The organism is Pseudomonas sp. (assembly GCF_028293835.1).
GTDB lineage: Bacteria > Pseudomonadota > Gammaproteobacteria > Pseudomonadales > Pseudomonadaceae > Aquipseudomonas.
Window position 1 is genome coordinate 1 of record NZ_JAQGNX010000150.1, and the last position, 16314, is coordinate 16314.

The following is a 16314-nucleotide window of genomic DNA, read 5'->3' on the forward strand; positions in this document are numbered from 1 at the left end:
TCTGGACTGCAATCGTTGGCTATTGATTTCAATATTTATCGCACCAATGACGAAGGTTCGGCCAAGGCTGGCGATATTAGCAACACGGCCTATTCGCTGGCAGCGGCCTACACTTTCCTGACGGCGCATACTGTCACCATCGCGTATCAAAAGGTCCACGGCGATACCCCGTTCGACTATGTGGCTTTTGGTAAAAACGGTCCGGGCGATACTGCGGATTCGATTAACCTGGCGAACTCCGTTCAATTTTCCGACTTTAACGGTCCGGGCGAGAAATCCCTGCAAGCGCGATATGACCTGAACCTGGCGAGTTACGGTGTTCCCGGACTGGCGTTCATGGTTCGTTATGTCCACGGCGATGATATTGATGGAACGCATATGGCCGCCGACAGTCCTTATCGCGCCTATGGTTATGGTGAAGATGGCAAGCATCACGAAACTAACCTTGAAGCTAAATACACGGTACAAACGGGTCCGGCCAAGGATTTGTCGTTGCGCATGCGTCAGGCATGGCACCGTGGCAATGCTGATCAGGCCGAAGGTGATAACAACGAACTCCGTTTGATCGCCGATTATCCGATCTCTATTTTCTGATAACGGCTTTATGATTCACCCATTGAAAAGTCCGACTGCGTGCAAAGCGCAGTCGGACTTTTTTGGTTTATTGGGTTTGGCTGCGAAGCCAATCGCGGGGGCTGGTGCCGGTCCTGCGGCGAAACGCTCGGGCGAGGGCGGAAGGGCTTTCATAGCCGACTTCATCGGCGATCAATGCAATAGGTTTACCGTCACGTAGCCGTTTCTGCGCCAGGCTGATGCGCCAGCTCATCAAATAATCAGCAGGCGGCTGCCCAAGCACCGAATGGAAATGAGCGGCAAAGCTCGCTCGGGACATATTCGCCGCGGTGGCAAGTTCAGCTACTGTCCATGCTTGCTGCGGATTGTCATGCATCCGGTTCAACGCCTTGGACAACCGTGGATCCGCCAGTCCCGCCATCATGCCGCTTTCCATACCATGGGTTGCCAGCAAATAGCGCAATAGCTGAATGACCAGCAATTCAAATAATCGATCCATGGTTGCATCGCGACCACAGTCATCGCCCGAGGCTTCGCGGAACAACCACTCCAGCGTGATGCCAAGCATCTGCGCGTCGGCAAGCGGCAACAGCAGGTAGTCGGGCAGGGCGGATGACAACGGATTGCTAACGCCTCCGTTGAAGTTCAATGTCGCACAGACCAGTTGCGTGCCGTCAGCTTCGATGGAACTCAACCGATGCTGATAAGGCCGGGGGAAAAAAATGAGCGTGGGTTCGGTGATCGTCTGCTCACTGTTATCGGCCAAGCGGAGCTTGACGTGTCCCGCTTGCAACAAGTGAATGTGGCCGCAGGGCTCTTTGTCATCGAATGCTGAAATACCGCAAAAAGCACCACTGTGAAACGTACCTGCGCGGACGCCGAAGTGCGTCAGCAGTGCAGACAAACGATCCATGAACGATCCTCACAAGAGCCACGATTTGGACGATGAGTCGCATAAGCACGACGATCTGGATCCGAGGGTACAGTATTTCGTTCCTAAGATGGACTCTTGCCTTGGCCACCTCCCAGGTCAATGGTTGTGAATACTGTCTGGCCGCCCATACGCTGTTTGGCGGCAAAGCAGGTCTGTCCGCTGATGCGATTCGCAGTGCCCGCGATGGCGACTTGAGCGCCTACACCGCACTGGCTCGTGAAGTGGTTTCAACCCGGGGCAGAGTGAGCGACGAGGTCCTTGCTACGGCCCGTGCCGCGGGTTTGACCGATGCCAAGATCATTGAAGTGGTGGTACAGGTCGCGCTATTGACCGTTACCAATTACGTCAACAACGTAGCGAAGACGGATGTGGATTTTCCGGTGGTAGAGGTGTGATGGATTAGCAACCTTCGTTGATCCTCTGTAGAAGTCACTTGTTGGCGAAGGTCCTTCGAACCTTATCGCAGCCTTCGGTCCCTTCTACAGATCCAGGTTGTCAGGTTCTCGCGAGTTCAGCATATGGTCGAACAACAGCCGTGCGGTGACCGACAGCGCTTCACGTGAGCGCACGCACAGGGTCAGTTCACGGGCGGCCCAGGGTTCGTTCAGGGTGAGAGTCTTTGCGTTCTGGATGGCATAAATATCAATGCTGCCTTGAGGCAAAATACCAATCCCGATGCCCGCTTGAACCATCAAGCACAAGGCGTCGTAACTGGACACTTCCATCCGCAGCTTGAGTGATCGACCTGCGTCGCTGGCCGCTTTGATCATCTGAAAATGCAGATGAGTACCGCTGCGCAATGCCACGTATTCATGATCGAGGGTTTCGGCGAAGGTTACGCTGTCGCGGGATGCCAACGGATGCCCATCGGGCACCAGCACGACTAACTGATCCATACGGAACGGATACACCTCAACGTCCGAACCATGGGGCAGGCGGGTGAAGATCCCGATATCCGCTCGATTCTCTGCGATGCCCTTGGTAATGGCCAGGCTTTCCTTTTCTTCCAGGGTTATCTGGATCTGCGGATAAAGGTCCATGAACGACTTCAGCAGCGAGGGCATGAATTGGGTGATGGCTGAGATATTGGCGAGCACATGGATAGAGCCACGTCGACCGTGGGAAAAGTCATGCATTTGCACGACGATTTCGTTTAGGTTGTTGAGCAGGCTACGGGCCATGTACAGCAGGGAAATGCCAGCGGCCGTTGGGGTAATGCCCTTGTTGGTGCGCACCAGCAACTGTGAATTGAGCAGCTCTTCCAACTCACTCAGGCGCTTGCTGACCGCCGCTGCTGCGATGTGTTCGCGCTTGGCGGCGGCGGCAATCGTACCTTCTTCAATAACACTGACAAATAGGCGCAACGACACTGGATCGAGTTTCATAAGGGGCGGCGGGCTCAACTGTCTGGACTGCGCCGATGGTACCCCTTTATGTCCGTATCAGAACGCGCCTGAAAGCAGATACCCTGCGTTTGGCACCTGGGCTTTCAGGCCCAGGGTTTTCAGGATCTGATAAACGGTGGCGACTGACGCCGACAGCACCGGCAGGTCAATACGGTCCTGAACCACCTGGATGGCTGGCAGCGACGGCATTTGCACACAGGCCGAAAGCACTACGCCGTCGGCCTGACCGATGTTCAACCGTTCGGCGTGCGCCACCAGGTTCATTGGGTCCAGACGGCCTACCGCGAGGTTGTCGGAGACTTCCAGGCTGATGGAGTCAGTTACTTCAATCCCGGCGGCTTCGATGTAGTCGATGACTTGCTGGGTCAGTGGCTTCATGTACGGTGTAATCAGCGCGACTTTTTTGTAGCCCAGTACGTTCAAGCTGTCGATCAACGCGCCCGCCGAGCTAAGCACCGGGGTCGGCGCATTGTTGCTCTTGACGGTTTCGCTCAGGCGGGCCTGGGACACTTTGTGGTAACCGGCACCTTGGCACATGATCGCCACCAGGCAGGCATAGGCCATGACATCGACCCGGGCGTCGCTCAGTTCCAGCGCGCAACGGTCGCTGTCAACGTCCATTCTTTTGAGCTCTTCAGGGCTCACATTCATCATCCGCATGCGCGCGGAGTGAAAGGTGAAATGTTCTTCAGGAAACAACGAGTAGCGCGAGGTCAACATTGCAGGAATTTCAGTTTCCATGGTGGTGTTGGAGCTTGGAACGATTTGGCCGATACGAAAATTTTTCATGGTTCAGTCCTTCTTTAAGGTCAGTTGCCGCTGGTTAGTTGAGCGCCCTTGGTTTCCTGGAGCGTGAACACCATGACGGCGGCGATCGCATAAGAAACAGAGGCAAGAGAAATGGTCGCGGTGAAGCCAATAAGCGGGATCAAAATGGGCACTAGCTTGATTCCGGCAATGGCGCCAACACGACCGAAGTTGAAGCAAAAACCCGACGCGGTGGAGCGGATGCTGGTAGGGAACAGTTCCGAATACCAGGCGCCGAAACCGCTGAAGTAGCCGGTAAAGAATCCCAGCAATGCAGCCAGGGAACCGAGGGTAATTACGTTCTGGGTGGTGAACAGCAGTTTGCCGTCGGTCAATGGCATCAGTGTCGCCGAGTAGGCAAACACCGGGACCATGATTGCCATACCCGCAAAAAAGATCGCGAACGAAAGACGCCGGCCAATTGCTTCGGCCAAATAACCGTAAGCCAGGTAGCCAATGGTCGCGCCAATGCCAATCCAGATAACAAATACCGGGGCTTGATCGATGCGCACGTTGAGGATGTTCTGCAGGTAGGCCGGCATAAAGGTGGTGATGATCCAATAGCCGTACATGCCCAATACCGAGATGCTCAAGCCGAGCAGGGTCAGCTTCAAGTACTGCGGGCTGAAGATCTCCATCAACCGACCTTTATGAGCGTTCTGCCGCATGAATTCGCGGTTGGCCAGCCAGACCGGCGACTCTTTGACGAACAGCATGATGAACACCAGCGTGAAATAGGCTGGAATCGAGGCGTAGATGAACAGTGAGCGCCATGATTCCGGATCGTCGGTCTTCAGAAAGGTCCAAGCGAATATTGCCGCCAAAAGACCACCGCCTGACCAACCGGTCTGCATCACCGCAAAGGCTTTGGCGCGACCGGCTGGCGGCCAGATTTCCGAGACCAGCGCCGCTGCAGCGGACCACAATCCACCTACGGCGATACCTACACAAAAGCGACAAACGTTTAATTGCCACAAGCTGTCGGCGTAGCCACATAGCAGGGTGCCGGTGCCGTATACAAACACCGACAACAGCATGGTTTTTTTGCGGCCGATCTTGTCAGCAATGTTGCCCAGAAAAAAACCGCCGATCCCGGTAGCCAGGAGAAACCAGGCAACAGTAGACACGACGTCGCCCATGCCGACCGAAAAGCTTTTCGCCACGGCCAACAGGACAAAGCCAAACACCGTGGCGTCTAACGCATCGAATAACCAGGCGGCCCAAGAGCCTCCAAGCGTCAGGTAACGTTCACCTTGAGTGAGGCTATTGGCACTCGTCGCGCTGGACGGTACTGCTATGGGGCTCGCAGTGATGGTTTTCATCGCATTCTCTCGTCGTAATCGACTTTTTGTTTTTGCGGACTCACCCGGCAACGCGGGCGGGATGAGCAGGGATGTGGGAGGGATACTAGAAGCGACGCTTCGGCGCGTATATCAGGCATTCACGAGCTTGCCATCGCGTAATACGATGGCAAATTCGAATTTGGAAAAACATCGGTTCTGTAGGCGCTGCCGAAGGTTGCGTTTTCCGCTAACGCAGCCTTCCAGACTTACCGCGTGGCAACCCCTTGCCGAACGGCGGCAATCAACGGTCTTTAATTTGTAAGCTTTTATGCGATTGGCGAGGAGCACCGGCTGAAAACCATGGCGTGCAGCGATAAAACGCTAACTGGCACGTCCTTTGCTCCAGCATTTGCAGATGTATTTCTACAACGGCACCTAGCGGAGTAACTGAAATGAGTTTTATCAGTGGCCTCGGTAGGACGGACTATTCGATTCCGGTAGTGCGTTCCACCTCCCAGTCGCCCGAAGCTGATTTCCTCAGTCTGAACGACTCGACAGTTCCGCCGATTGCGGTTGGCAGCAGTGCCAGCTCTTCGGCTCAATCGAGTACGTCGCAACAGCAGGAACAGGATCGCGAAGAAGCCTTCGCGAAAATGATGGTCAACCTGCAAAATCCGACGGGCCAGGTGGCGACGACGGACAGCAGCAGTAGCAGTGACCTGGCGGCGGCTTCTGCAGTGGGCGGATTAACCAACGTCGCCAATGCATCAGGCACCAGCACACAAAGTGCTACGGACGAGTTCAAAGACTACATGGCGCTGACGCCGGCTCAAAAAATGCGCTACAGCGCATTGAAAAGCATGGGGTTGACCGAAGCCGACCTTAAGGCAATGCCGCCTGATGCAGCGGCCAAGGTAGAGGCCAAAGTCGCCGATATCATCAAGAAACAGACTGAAATGCAGGCCTCTGCTACCCCAAGCGGCGGCGCTGCGGGTTCAGGTACCAGCGCAAGCGCAGACGACAAAGGAACATCCTTTCTCAACAGTGCGCTGGTGAAAATGACCCAGGACGCGAACGACACGAGCGCCAAGCTCGCCCTCGCTTAAACCTGGATAACGCTGGAAAGCCTGTGCCCGCATCATTGCGGGTGCAGCGCCTGGTCTGGTTTTACTGACGGGTAAGAAACTGTTCAGTCGACACAACGCTTGCGTAACCGAATCCCAGTGCTGCCATGAAGGCCCCATGGACATGCGCTGCTGGAACGGTCAGCCCATTGAATTCAAGGTCGCGAGCGGCACAAGCGTCGTGAATGACTGTGACGTTATAGCCCAAGTCAGCGCTGGCACGGGTCACGGCGTCAATGCACATGTGGCTCATGCTGCCAACGATGGTTAAATCAGTCACTTCATGACGTTCAAGCAGTGCGGCCAAGTCGGTTTCGAGAAACGAATTAACGCGATGCTTGAGAATCACCGGCTCTTCCGGACGGGTGGGTAGGGTGGGATGTAACTGCGCGCCTTCGGACCCCGGTGCGAAGAACGGCGCGTCATCGTTGGCGAACTCATGGCGTATGTACACCACCAGATCCTCGTCTGACCGCGCAGCTTCAATGAGACGTGCCGCATTGTCTGCTGCAGCCTCGACGCCACTCAGCGGCCATTTGCCGCCAGGGAAGTAGTCGTTTTGAATATCAACTACGATGAGCGCTCGTTTGGACATGGTGTTTTCCTCGTGGGGACAGTGGACGTGTTGAGACTTATAGTGGTCTTTTCGATCCCCTCTGAGGATTGGCCAGAATGACAATAGCAGGGGCTAAACTGACAATGGCAGAACCGCTGGACGTCGCGGAAATCGCAGTGCTGGTGTATCCGGGCGCGCAAATGGCCGCCGTGCACGGCTTGACTGACCTGTTTGCGGTGGCTAATCGCATGGTCCTTGAACAGCCTGACGCAAATCTGCCGCTGCTGCGCATTACCCATTGGTCTGTGGCAACGACCAGCAACAGCGTGGCGCGCATATTCGATAGCCAGCCAAGCTTGAGCAGTCATCCAGTAGCGGTGCTGATTCCGCCATCACTGTGCGAAATGCCGGCAGCGGATTCGCTGCAGGTGTCGGCAAACTGGATCGTTCAACAGCATAAGGCCGGTGCGATTATCGGCTCGGTGTGCGTAGGTGCGTTTTTGTTGGCCCAGACCGGATTGCTTTCTGGCCGGACAATCACAACCCACTGGACTCAAGGCAAAGCGCTAAGCGATCAATTTCCACTGCTCAAGGTCGATGTTGATAAACCCATGATCGACGATGGCGACCTGATTACCACGGCTGGGCTGATGGCATGGGCCGAGCTGGGTTTGAGGGTAGTACAACGGGTGTTGGGGCCGAGTATTGCCATGACCACCGCGCGTTTTTTAGCCATCGACCAGAACATCGGCGCTCGTTGCGGCGGCAATTTCTCCCCAATCCTTAACCATGGCGACCAAGCAGTGCTCAAGGTCCAGCATTGGTTGCAAGGCAGCGGTGCGCTGGACGTTTCAGTGGGCGACATGGCGAACCAGGCACATCTGGAACAACGCACGTTTTTGCGTCGTTTTCGCAGCGCTACGGGCCTCAAGCCAACCGAGTACTGCCAGCATCTTCGGGTAGGAAAAGCGCGGGAAATGCTTGAGTTTACAACCCGCACTGTCGACCATATCGCCTGGGCGGTGGGCTATCAGGATCCGGGTGCATTTCGCTCGATCTTTAAAAAGATTACCGGGTTTTCACCAAGCGATTACCGTGGACGTTATGGGCCTCGTATTAGCAACAGCGGCACGCAGGCATACATCCGTCAAGATTCCAGCCGCGAACCAGCCGCCGTTATCGCAGGGGCGAAAAACCCATAGGCCGCATGATGCTTGATTCCATGCTCCGCAATAGATTCGCCTCCCTGACTTTTATCAGAATGCCCGCCGGTGACTGTCGCCAAATCACCGTCGGTGGGCATCAGGCTTCTTGTATCTTAAAGAATCTGCGAGGGCGTCATGAATAATGAAGAGCAATTGCGCGACCTGTGGCGGATCGCCAGTCTGCCAATGGAGGCATTGGGTTTCGCGCAGCTCAATGGCAGCGACCCAGTGTTTCCGTCGTCATTCCCGGTCGGTAGCGCCGCGCAAGTTTCTATCGCGGCGGCTGCGTTGGCGGCCTGTGAGTTGGGCTATCTACGCAACGGTATTCGTCAGCAGGTTGAAGTGGACATGCTGCACGCTGCCGTCGAATGCAGCGGCTGGTTCAGCCTTGAGGGTCACGAGCCAAACGCGTGGGATGACTTCTCAGGGCTGTATCGCTGCGCCGATGGTTATGTGCGGGTGCACGCAAACTTTGCTCATCATCGAGAGGGCGCTTTACGTCTGCTGGGCTTGGCGCCTGCAACGGCGACCCGCGCTGATGCGCAGCGGGCGCTATTGCTATGGCCCGCGCTGGACGTTGAGCAGGCAGCCGCTGAACGCGGGTTGGTGGCCACGGCCCTGCGCAGTTTTGAGCAGTGGGACGCCACCGCTCAGGGGCAAGCGATTCGTGCCCAGCCATTAATGACAATCTCACGCATCGGCGACGCCGCTCCCCTCGGTCTACCTCCGTTAAAACCCAATCAAGGGCCACTGACCGGTATTCGAGTGCTCGACCTTACCCGGGTTCTCGCCGGTCCAGTGGCTGGTCGTGCGCTGGCTGCCCATGGCGCCGAGGTGCTGTTGATCAACTCGCCCAATCTGCCGAACATCGACGCTATCGCCGACACCAGTCGCGGCAAACGTTCTGCGCACCTGGACTTGCTCACGGAGCCAGGTCGCGCCGGGCTTTGGCAACTGATCGATGACGCTCACGTGTTTTCGCAAGGCTATCGACCAGGCGGGCTGGCAGCGCTGGGCTACTCCCCGGAAGCGCTGGCTGAACGCCGCCCTGGCATCGTTTATGTTTCCTTGACCGCCTATGGCACCCAAGGGCCGTGGGCCCTTAGGCGAGGGTTCGATTCGCTGGTACAAACTGCCATGGGATTCAATCATGCGGAAGGCGAATACGCTGGGGACGGTGTACCCCGTGCTTTGCCGATGCAGATACTCGACCAAGCCAGCGGCTATCTGATGGCCTTCGGCGCAGCGGCAGCACTTTGCCGACAACAGAGGGACGGCGGCAGTTGGCACGTGGAAGTGTCGCTGGCGCAAACCGGATATTGGCTACGTAACATGGGGCGCATCGCCAACGGGCTGCATAGGCGTAAACCGGATTTTGCACCTTTCCTGGAAACCTCGTCCTCAGGCTTTGGCGAGCTACGAGCGGTTCGCCCCAGTGGACAGCTGACGCGTAGCCAGGCGGGTTATACATTGCCATCGATGCCACCCGGAAGTGCCTTGCCCGCCTGGATTCAGACCCACAAACCTAAAGCCTGAACCCCAGCGCAGTGCTGGCGAGCAGGAGCGCGGCAAGCATCCCTACCACCGAAAAAGCCTGCTGCAAGCGCGGGCCGGCGAGTCGTTGAGCAACTTGCCGGCCCACGGTCAAACCCACGACAGCGCCAAGCGCGAACGGAATCGCCACTTCCCATTGCATCACCCCGGCAAGCGCCGCAGTGGTGGCGCTGCCCACGGAGACCAGCGCGATGACTGCTAGCGACGTAGCCACCACGCTTTTCATTTCCAGGTTGGTGTAGCGCGTCAAAGCTGGAATGATCACGAAGCCACCGCCCACGCCCAGCAATCCCGACAGCAGTCCGGAAAGCAATCCGGTAATGGCTAACGCCCGTGCGCAGGGAAGGGTCCAGCGCAGCCGCCCTTGAAGTGGGTTCAATACACAGGGCCGCGATTCAGCACGCGCCAGTGGCTGGCCATGGCGAATTTCGCGTACTGCTTTACGCAGCATTCGACCGCTGGCGTACAACAGCACGGCTGAAAATACCAATGCCAACGGCTGATTTGGGACGCGGTGAGCGATGTACAAACCTACCGGGGCCGCAACCATTCCGATGGCTGACACGAAGGTCGCCGCGCGGTAGCGAACGATGCCCTGACGCAAGCCGAGGAGGGCGCCGACTGCAGCGGCCAAGCCAACGGCCAGCAGACCCACTGGCGCTGCTTGTACGATTGAAAGCCCAAGCCCGAAGACCAATAACGGTACCGCGAGAATGCCTCCTCCTGCACCCGTCAGGGCTAAAATGGCCCCGATGACTGTGCCCAGCATCACGCCTGACAGATTGTGTTCGATCATTTGTCTTGGCCGGCAGCAACCTTGCTAGGACCCGCTAACCATTCACGACCCTTGAGCATGCCCTGCCAATACAGCAGTGGTAGAACGTGTTTCTTCAAAATCCACGCCAGACGGGAAGGCTTGCGTCCATCAATAAGCCAAGGCGCGAACGTTGGTTCTACTTTGCCGCCGTAGGTGAACTCCGCCAGCACGACTTTGCCGCGCTCAACCGTCAGCGGGCACGAGCCGTAGCCGTTATAGGCGGCCCAATCGCGGTTGCGGCCCAGCGCCACCAACACATTGTTGGCCACCACCGGTGCCTGTTTGCGGGCAGCGGCCACGGTTTTCGCGTTAGTGGTGTTGATCACATCTCCCAGCCCGTGAACGTTGGCGTAGCGCCGATGAACCAGGTTGCCGGGGTCTACGTCGACCCAGCCGGCTTTATCCGCAAGCGGGCTGTTTCGAATGAAATCCGGCGCCACTTGCGGCGGGACCACATGCAATAGATCGAAAGACTCCACCACCCTATCAAGGGTGCCGTCCGGGAGCGTGCATTCAAAGGTCGCCTGCTGTTTGGGTCCATCGACCGCCACCAAGGTATAGGTGAATTTGAGATCGACTGCGTATTTGTGCATGTACTGCATCAATGCGGGCACATAGTCGGCGACACCAAACAGCACCGCACCTGCCGTGTAAAAGCTGGTTTTGATGGTCGATTGACGACCGTTCTTTAGCCAGTAATCGCAAGACAAATACAAGGCCTTTTGCGGCGCCCCTGCGCATTTGATCGGCATCGGTGGTTGGGTAAACAGCGCCTGGCCGTGCTTGAGGTTCTGCACCAGTTGCCACGTATACGGCGCCAGGTCGTAGCGGTAGTTGGAGGTCACGCCATGGGCGCCTAAGGTGTCGGTCAGACCGTGGATAGCAGCCCAGTCGAGCTTTAACCCCGGGCAGACAATCAGTTGGTCATAGCCAATTGACGCGGCGTTGTCCAACACGATGGTATTAGTTTCAGGGCGCAGGGTGACCACGGCAGCTTTGATCCATTGCACGTCGTTAGGTATCACCGAAGCCATGGCACGCACGGTGGATTTAGCGGTAAAAACTCCGCCTCCGACCAGGGTCCAACCCGGTTGGTAATAATGAACGTCAGCGGGGTCGATGATCGCGATGTCCAGGGAGCGGTCCCGGGCTTTCAAACTCGACGCGGCGGCGATACCGGCTGAACCGCCACCGATGATCACTACCTGATGATGGGTAGCGGGAGCGGTCACGGGTTGTGCTTCGTGACCGATATCCAGCTGTGAGACGCCTGGTCGAGCGATGGTGTTAAGCGGGATTTTCAAGTATTGGATACCGTTTGATTCAGGCTCAGGCAGGTGTCCGCTGCGCATGTTGACCTGCACCGACTGTAGGATCAGGGTCGGCATGTCCAAGGTGGCGTCGCGGTCTTCGCGCATCATCACGAAGTCGTCTTCGCGAATACCCTCACGGACATGGATGTTGTTCAAACGCTGGTCAGCCACCGTACTCATGAACGCGACGGGCCTGCCGTTCGGGCAATAGTCGTGGCACATGAAAATTTGCGTATCGACGGGCAATTCGAGAATTTTTTTGATGGACCGAAACAGTGTTCTGGCATCCCCGCCGGGAAAATCACAACGCGCGGTGCCGTAGTCGGGCATGAACAGGGTGTCGCCGACAAAGGCGACTGAATGGCCCTCGGTCTGGACGAAATACGTCATGCACGCGGGCGTGTGTCCAGGGGTGTGCAGCGCTTTCGCCCCAAGCGTACCGATGCGGAACGCTTCACCCTCTGCCAACAGCACATCAAATTGGCTGCCGTCACGCTTGAAGCTTTCACCGGCGTTGAACAGCTCACCAAAGACCTCCTGTACCTTTTTGATATGACAGCCGATGGCGACTTTGCCGCCCAACTGCTGTTTCAGATAGGTCGCAGCAGAAAGGTGGTCAGCGTGCACATGAGTCTCAAGAATCCACTCCACCGAAGCTCCCAGCTCAAGCACCCGTGCGATCAGGCGATCAGCTGCATCGGTGTCGGTATGACCGGACTTGGGGTCGAAGCCCAGCACGCTGTCGATCAACGCACATTGAAGGGTGGACCTGTCTAGCAGCAAATAGCTGAAGGTCGAGGTGGTTTCGTCCAGAAATGCTTCCAGAAGGATTTTCTCGCCGATAATCACAGGTCTCTCCAAAGGCGGTAATGTCAGCCTGGGCTGAATTCTTGAGTACAACGGTTGGTACTGCGTCTCAAGATCCGTGCCACCTGTCAGTCTCCTGGCCAGTTAGGCATTACCCCGGAAACACGGGCGCCCAAGTCAGCAATGGTGATTATTACGCATCGGCTGCCACATTTTTTGGCAGCCAGTTGGCAGTTGATGGCAGTATGTGGCAGCGACACAAATCCGGCTCGCGCCCTATGGGAAGCAACGATGGACACCCCTTTAACCACCTCAATGGCCCACGACGTTCAAGCCTTGGTCTCGTACCTTGAGCATGAGCCGCGGCCAAGCATTGTGCTGGACATCGAATACAACATTATCGGCGCCAACCCGGCTTACCAGCGGCAGTTTGGCATTGAAGGCAAATCGCACATCGGCGCCAAATGCTTCAATGTCTCTCACCAATACGCCGTCCCCTGCGACCAGGCGGGTGAGCAGTGTCCGATGCGAAAAGCACTGAGAAGCCACGCTGCCGAGCGAGTGCTGCATATTCATCACACCCCTCGCGGCCCTGAACACGTCGACGTTGAACTGCGCCCGATCCTTGATCAGCAGGGCGACGTCGTTGCCTATGTGGAACACTTGAGCACAGTTAAGGTGGCTGCCGCGCAACCGCAACAGCATGGACTGGTCGGCATTTCTTCCGCCTTTAAAGAGGCGTTAAGTGAATTGCAACGGGCGGCGCCGTCGCCCATTCCGGTGTTGTTGCAAGGTGAATCCGGGACCGGGAAAGAGCTGTTTGCCCGCGCCTTGCACATGAGCAGTGCGCGCTCCAACGGTCCGCTGGTGGTGGTGGACTGCACCGGGCTGACCGAGTCATTGCTCGAAAGTGAACTCTTCGGGCATGAGAAAGGCGCTTTCACTGGGGCATTACATCGCAAGGTCGGGCTGGCCGAGTCGGCACACGGCGGTACGTTGTTTCTCGATGAGATCGGCGAGGTGCCGCTCGCCATGCAGGTAAAGCTGCTGCGCCTGATTGAATCCGGAAGTTTTCGGCCGGTGGGTAGTTTAAGAACTATTCATTCGGACTTTCGCTTGGTAGTGGCGACCCATAAACCGCTTAGGGAAATGGTCGAAGCCGGGCGCTTTCGCCAAGACCTGTATTATCGAATCAGCGCCTTCCCCATCGTCCTGCCGCCGCTGCGGGCGCGGGCAGACGATTTGCCGTTGCTGATTGAGAGCCACCTGCAGCGCATCGCGCCCGGGGTTGCAATCGAAGTCGACAGTTCGGCGCTCAAATTGTTGGGTCTTTACCCTTTTCCAGGAAATATTCGCGAATTAAAGAATATTTTGGAGCGGGCCCGGCTGTTCTCCGATGACGGGATAATTCGTGCCAAGGACTTGCCGGTTGAACTGCGCAAGCAAACCGAGCATTCAGCAAGTCGCTCAAGGGAGCGCAAAGACCTCAAGAATCTCGCGCACCTGCTCAACGCGTTCCAAGGCTCGCGAACCGAGTTGGCGAAAGAACTGGGTATTAGCGAGCGGACCCTTTATAGGCGCCTCAGTGAATTGGGCATCAAGGGTTGAGCAGGCCAGCGTGATATGTTTCTACGATAATCAAGGAGCCAACCCGCAATGGACGCAACACCCATGCTTTACACCGAACGTCTTACCCTCAGCCCGTTGCAACTTGCCGATGCGGTCGCTATTCAGCAGCTGTTTGCGCACTGGGAAGTGGTTCGTTACCTCGACAGTCGCGTGCCATGGCCTTATCCCGAGGACGGCGCATTTTGCTATGTGCATGACGTCGCGCTGCCCGCCATAGCGCGGGGCGAGGAGTGGCACTGGATGATTCGCCTGACTGAAAACCCAGCGCAGATCATCGGCAGTATTTCCCTGGCGGATCGACCTGGTAATCATCGAGGGTTTTGGCTGAGTCCTGCGTGGCAAGGCAGGGGCTTTATGAAGGAGGCGTGCGTAACGGTTAACCGTTACTGGTTCGAGACGTTGAAGCGACCCCTTATGCAAGTACCCAAAGCCGTTGCCAATGAAGCTTCAAGACGTGTTTCTCGGCGGGAACGCATGCGTCTGATCAGTTCCGTAGAAGCCAGCTTTGTAAGTGGAGACATGCTACGTGAAACCTGGGAGTTGACCCGTGAGGAGTGGATGCGCGATACACTCTAATAATTCATATAAGTACTTGATTCGGCTTGGTTTTATAATTGTAGTTTTTGCCAATCGATGGAATGTAACTCGACGTATTCACTCGCGGATTTGCATTAGTGATCTGGAAATTAGTTGCGCAGCGTATGTACGAACCGCTGCCTATGCCTGATCTAATATTTGTGTGATTTGAGCAATCTAATCAAGTAGTGCCTATATCGGCCGATAGCATGCCATCGATAACTGCTACGCTCAGGCACTCTTATGAACCTCACTGTAAAAACCAAGTTACTGTGTTTGGCCATTGTCCCGGCCTTGCTCTTCGCACTGATCGTCAGCGGAGTTGCAGATCGAATGCTGAAAAATAGCGCTGAGTCGGAAATGGCCAGATCCCGGAGTCTGCTGGTTAAACGTAATCGCGAGGTGCTGAAAAATTACGTCGATATTGCCCGGTCCACCATCAAGCCGCTGTACGACGCCTCAGCGAACGGCGACATGGCCGCTCGGGACAAAGCGCTGGAGTTGCTGAAGGCAGTGAAGTTTGGCGACGAAGGTTATTACTTCGCCTATGACACCAAAGGCGTGCGGGTGCTGCGCGGCGACAGCACGGCGGGGATCGGTAAAAGCTTCTGGGAGGCCCAGGATGCTGACGGTTCCTTCCATTATCAAACGTTCGTGACGGTGGCCAAAAACGGTACCCACTACATCGATTATGCAGCGCCGAAACCCGGACAGGAAACCGTGCAGGTGCCTAAGCTGGGCTACACCGAGTACCTGGAAAAGTGGGACCTGGTGCTCGGCAGCGCAATCAATGTCGACGATATCGACACAGCAATGGCGCTTGAGGCGCAGTCGGTGGGAGCTCGCACCAGTGCGCTGCTTACCAGCATCATGATTCTGGCCGCGATTCTGTTGTTGGTGACCGCCATCGCGGGTGTATTTATCGCCAATGGTGTGGTGCGTCCACTGCGTGTTCTCAAAATCAATCTGGACGACATCGCTGCGGGCGACGGTGACCTGACCCGACGCCTGGCCGTTACGGGTCGTGACGAATTGGCCGATCTGGCTGGATCATTCAACCGCTTCGTCGACAAGATTCACAGCATGGTCAGCCAGGTTGCGCAAATGACTACCGACCTGGGCGGCCTGGTGGAGCAGGCCACGCAACAGACTGTGCGTTCTGAACAGGCGATGCAGCGTCAGCGTGAAGAAACCGATCAGGTGGCCACCGCCATCAATGAAATGTCCTCCGCTGCTCAAGAAGTTGCCCGCAGTGCACAGCGCGCAGCCGAGGCCGCTGAGCAGACCGATCGTCAAGGTCATGCCGCGCGCGCCGCAGTAGGCAGCAATATCCAAGGCATGAATGTATTGGTTGGCGATATTCGCCTCAGTGGATCGAGCCTCGACAGCCTGCAAACCGACGTACGCTCCATTGTTTCGGTCCTCGGCGTGATCCGTGCGATTGCCGAGCAAACCAACCTGCTTGCTTTGAACGCCGCGATTGAGGCCGCCCGTGCCGGTGAAGCCGGACGTGGTTTCGCGGTCGTCGCCGATGAGGTACGTGCTTTGGCCAGCCGTACCCAACAGAGCACCCAAGAAATCCAAAACATGACGACGCGTCTGGAAGCGGGCACCCAGGCGTCAGTCGAAGCGATGCGTCGCTCGACCACAGCGGGCGAGGGCGCCAATCAGCAAACCAACGAAGTCGGGGTATCCCTCGACTCGATCTCCGAGTTGATAGGCACCATTAA

The 16314-nt window shown here is 56.7% G+C and carries 14 protein-coding genes and 2 pseudogenes; 8 read left to right on the forward strand and 8 right to left on the reverse strand.

The annotated features are described in order from the left end of the window. Positions 1-594, forward strand: a 594-nt coding sequence (locus tag JWR17_RS20440; protein ID WP_299834226.1) for an OprD family outer membrane porin, incomplete at its 5' end; no start/stop codon positions are given. A gap of 67 nt (positions 595-661) precedes the next feature. On the opposite strand, the gene JWR17_RS20445 is transcribed toward JWR17_RS20440, so the two are convergent. After that, on the reverse strand, positions 662-1486 hold the full coding sequence (locus tag JWR17_RS20445; RefSeq protein WP_299834228.1) for an AraC family transcriptional regulator: 825 nt from the start codon (positions 1484-1486) through the stop codon (positions 662-664). Positions 1487-1581: 95 nt separating this feature from the next. Between JWR17_RS20445 and JWR17_RS20450 the strand changes: the two are divergent. Continuing rightward, positions 1582-1902 (forward strand): annotated as a pseudogene (locus tag JWR17_RS20450) (carboxymuconolactone decarboxylase family protein); the annotation flags it as partial. 84 nt (positions 1903-1986) lie between these two features. Here JWR17_RS20450 and JWR17_RS20455 read toward each other — a convergent pair. From JWR17_RS20455 to JWR17_RS20465, 3 genes are read right to left on the reverse strand one after another with little or no spacing between them, the layout of a single operon-like run. Then, positions 1987-2892 carry a LysR family transcriptional regulator gene (locus tag JWR17_RS20455; protein WP_299834230.1) on the reverse strand — a complete coding sequence of 302 codons (906 nt, stop codon included), beginning with the start codon at positions 2890-2892 and terminating at the stop codon, positions 1987-1989. 57 nt (positions 2893-2949) lie between these two features. After that, positions 2950-3702, reverse strand: coding sequence for an Asp/Glu racemase (locus tag JWR17_RS20460; RefSeq protein ID WP_299834232.1), 753 nt, complete (start codon positions 3700-3702; stop codon positions 2950-2952). A 20-nt stretch (positions 3703-3722) separates the two neighbouring features. After that, positions 3723-5042, reverse strand: a complete 1320-nt coding sequence (locus JWR17_RS20465; protein ID WP_299834234.1) for an MFS transporter — start codon at positions 5040-5042, stop codon at positions 3723-3725. A 413-nt stretch (positions 5043-5455) separates the two neighbouring features. Here JWR17_RS20465 and JWR17_RS20470 point away from each other — a divergent pair, with 413 nt between their 5' ends. Beyond that, positions 5456-6109, forward strand: coding sequence for a hypothetical protein (locus JWR17_RS20470; protein WP_299834236.1), 654 nt, complete (start codon positions 5456-5458; stop codon positions 6107-6109). A 61-nt stretch (positions 6110-6170) separates the two neighbouring features. Here JWR17_RS20470 and JWR17_RS20475 read toward each other — a convergent pair whose 3' ends face one another. Next, positions 6171-6722, reverse strand: a complete 552-nt coding sequence (locus tag JWR17_RS20475) for a cysteine hydrolase family protein (protein WP_299834237.1) — start codon at positions 6720-6722, stop codon at positions 6171-6173. A 104-nt stretch (positions 6723-6826) separates the two neighbouring features. Here JWR17_RS20475 and JWR17_RS20480 point away from each other — a divergent pair, with 104 nt between their 5' ends. After that, the gene (locus tag JWR17_RS20480) at positions 6827-7885 is read left to right on the forward strand and encodes a helix-turn-helix domain-containing protein (RefSeq protein ID WP_299834239.1); all 1059 of its coding nucleotides are present in this window, start codon (positions 6827-6829) and stop codon (positions 7883-7885) included. 138 nt (positions 7886-8023) lie between these two features. Continuing rightward, on the forward strand, positions 8024-9424 hold the full coding sequence (locus JWR17_RS20485) for a CoA transferase (protein ID WP_299834241.1): 1401 nt from the start codon (positions 8024-8026) through the stop codon (positions 9422-9424). Here the strand turns inward: JWR17_RS20485 and JWR17_RS20490 are convergent. The 3 genes and pseudogenes from JWR17_RS20490 to JWR17_RS20500 form a co-directional block, all read right to left on the reverse strand. Further along, the gene (locus JWR17_RS20490) at positions 9414-10238 is read right to left on the reverse strand and encodes a sulfite exporter TauE/SafE family protein (RefSeq protein ID WP_299834243.1); all 825 of its coding nucleotides are present in this window, start codon (positions 10236-10238) and stop codon (positions 9414-9416) included. The two genes, JWR17_RS20485 and JWR17_RS20490, sit on opposite strands and share 11 nt — an antisense overlap. Then, a complete protein-coding gene (locus tag JWR17_RS20495; protein ID WP_299834250.1) occupies positions 10235-11491 on the reverse strand; it encodes an FAD/NAD(P)-binding oxidoreductase in 1257 nt (418 codons plus the stop codon). The genes JWR17_RS20490 and JWR17_RS20495 overlap by 4 nt, the downstream gene beginning before the upstream one ends. A 306-nt stretch (positions 11492-11797) precedes the next feature. Further along, positions 11798-12421, reverse strand: a pseudogene (locus tag JWR17_RS20500) (MBL fold metallo-hydrolase); the annotation flags it as partial. Between the two features lie 249 nt (positions 12422-12670). On the opposite strand from JWR17_RS20500, the gene JWR17_RS20505 reads away from it, so the two are divergent. The 3 genes from JWR17_RS20505 to JWR17_RS20515 all read left to right on the forward strand — a co-directional run. Next, on the forward strand, positions 12671-13987 hold the full coding sequence (locus JWR17_RS20505) for a sigma 54-interacting transcriptional regulator (RefSeq protein ID WP_299834244.1): 1317 nt from the start codon (positions 12671-12673) through the stop codon (positions 13985-13987). A gap of 48 nt (positions 13988-14035) precedes the next feature. Next, positions 14036-14584 (forward strand): GNAT family N-acetyltransferase, encoded by a 549-nt coding sequence (locus JWR17_RS20510; protein WP_299834246.1) that lies wholly within the window; start codon positions 14036-14038, stop codon positions 14582-14584. 243 nt (positions 14585-14827) lie between these two features. Continuing rightward, the coding region (locus tag JWR17_RS20515) for a methyl-accepting chemotaxis protein (protein ID WP_299834248.1) at positions 14828-16314 on the forward strand (1487 nt) is incomplete at its 3' end.

Bases quoted from the DNA above. Each gene is read 5' to 3' on its own strand.
- JWR17_RS20490 (WP_299834243.1), bottom strand. From the start codon at position 10,238: ATGATCGAACACAATCTGTCAGGCGTGATGCTGGGCACAGTCATCGGG.
- JWR17_RS20475 (WP_299834237.1), bottom strand. From the start codon at position 6,722: ATGTCCAAACGAGCGCTCATCGTAGTTGATATTCAAAACGACTACTTC.
- JWR17_RS20510 (WP_299834246.1), top strand. From the start codon at position 14,036: ATGGACGCAACACCCATGCTTTACACCGAACGTCTTACCCTCAGCCCG.
- JWR17_RS20445 (WP_299834228.1), bottom strand. From the start codon at position 1,486: ATGGATCGTTTGTCTGCACTGCTGACGCACTTCGGCGTCCGCGCAGGT.
- JWR17_RS20465 (WP_299834234.1), bottom strand. From the start codon at position 5,042: ATGAAAACCATCACTGCGAGCCCCATAGCAGTACCGTCCAGCGCGACG.
- JWR17_RS20480 (WP_299834239.1), top strand. From the start codon at position 6,827: ATGGCAGAACCGCTGGACGTCGCGGAAATCGCAGTGCTGGTGTATCCG.
- JWR17_RS20455 (WP_299834230.1), bottom strand. From the start codon at position 2,892: ATGAAACTCGATCCAGTGTCGTTGCGCCTATTTGTCAGTGTTATTGAA.
- JWR17_RS20485 (WP_299834241.1), top strand. From the start codon at position 8,024: ATGAATAATGAAGAGCAATTGCGCGACCTGTGGCGGATCGCCAGTCTG.
- JWR17_RS20460 (WP_299834232.1), bottom strand. From the start codon at position 3,702: ATGAAAAATTTTCGTATCGGCCAAATCGTTCCAAGCTCCAACACCACC.
- JWR17_RS20470 (WP_299834236.1), top strand. From the start codon at position 5,456: ATGAGTTTTATCAGTGGCCTCGGTAGGACGGACTATTCGATTCCGGTA.
- JWR17_RS20505 (WP_299834244.1), top strand. From the start codon at position 12,671: ATGGACACCCCTTTAACCACCTCAATGGCCCACGACGTTCAAGCCTTG.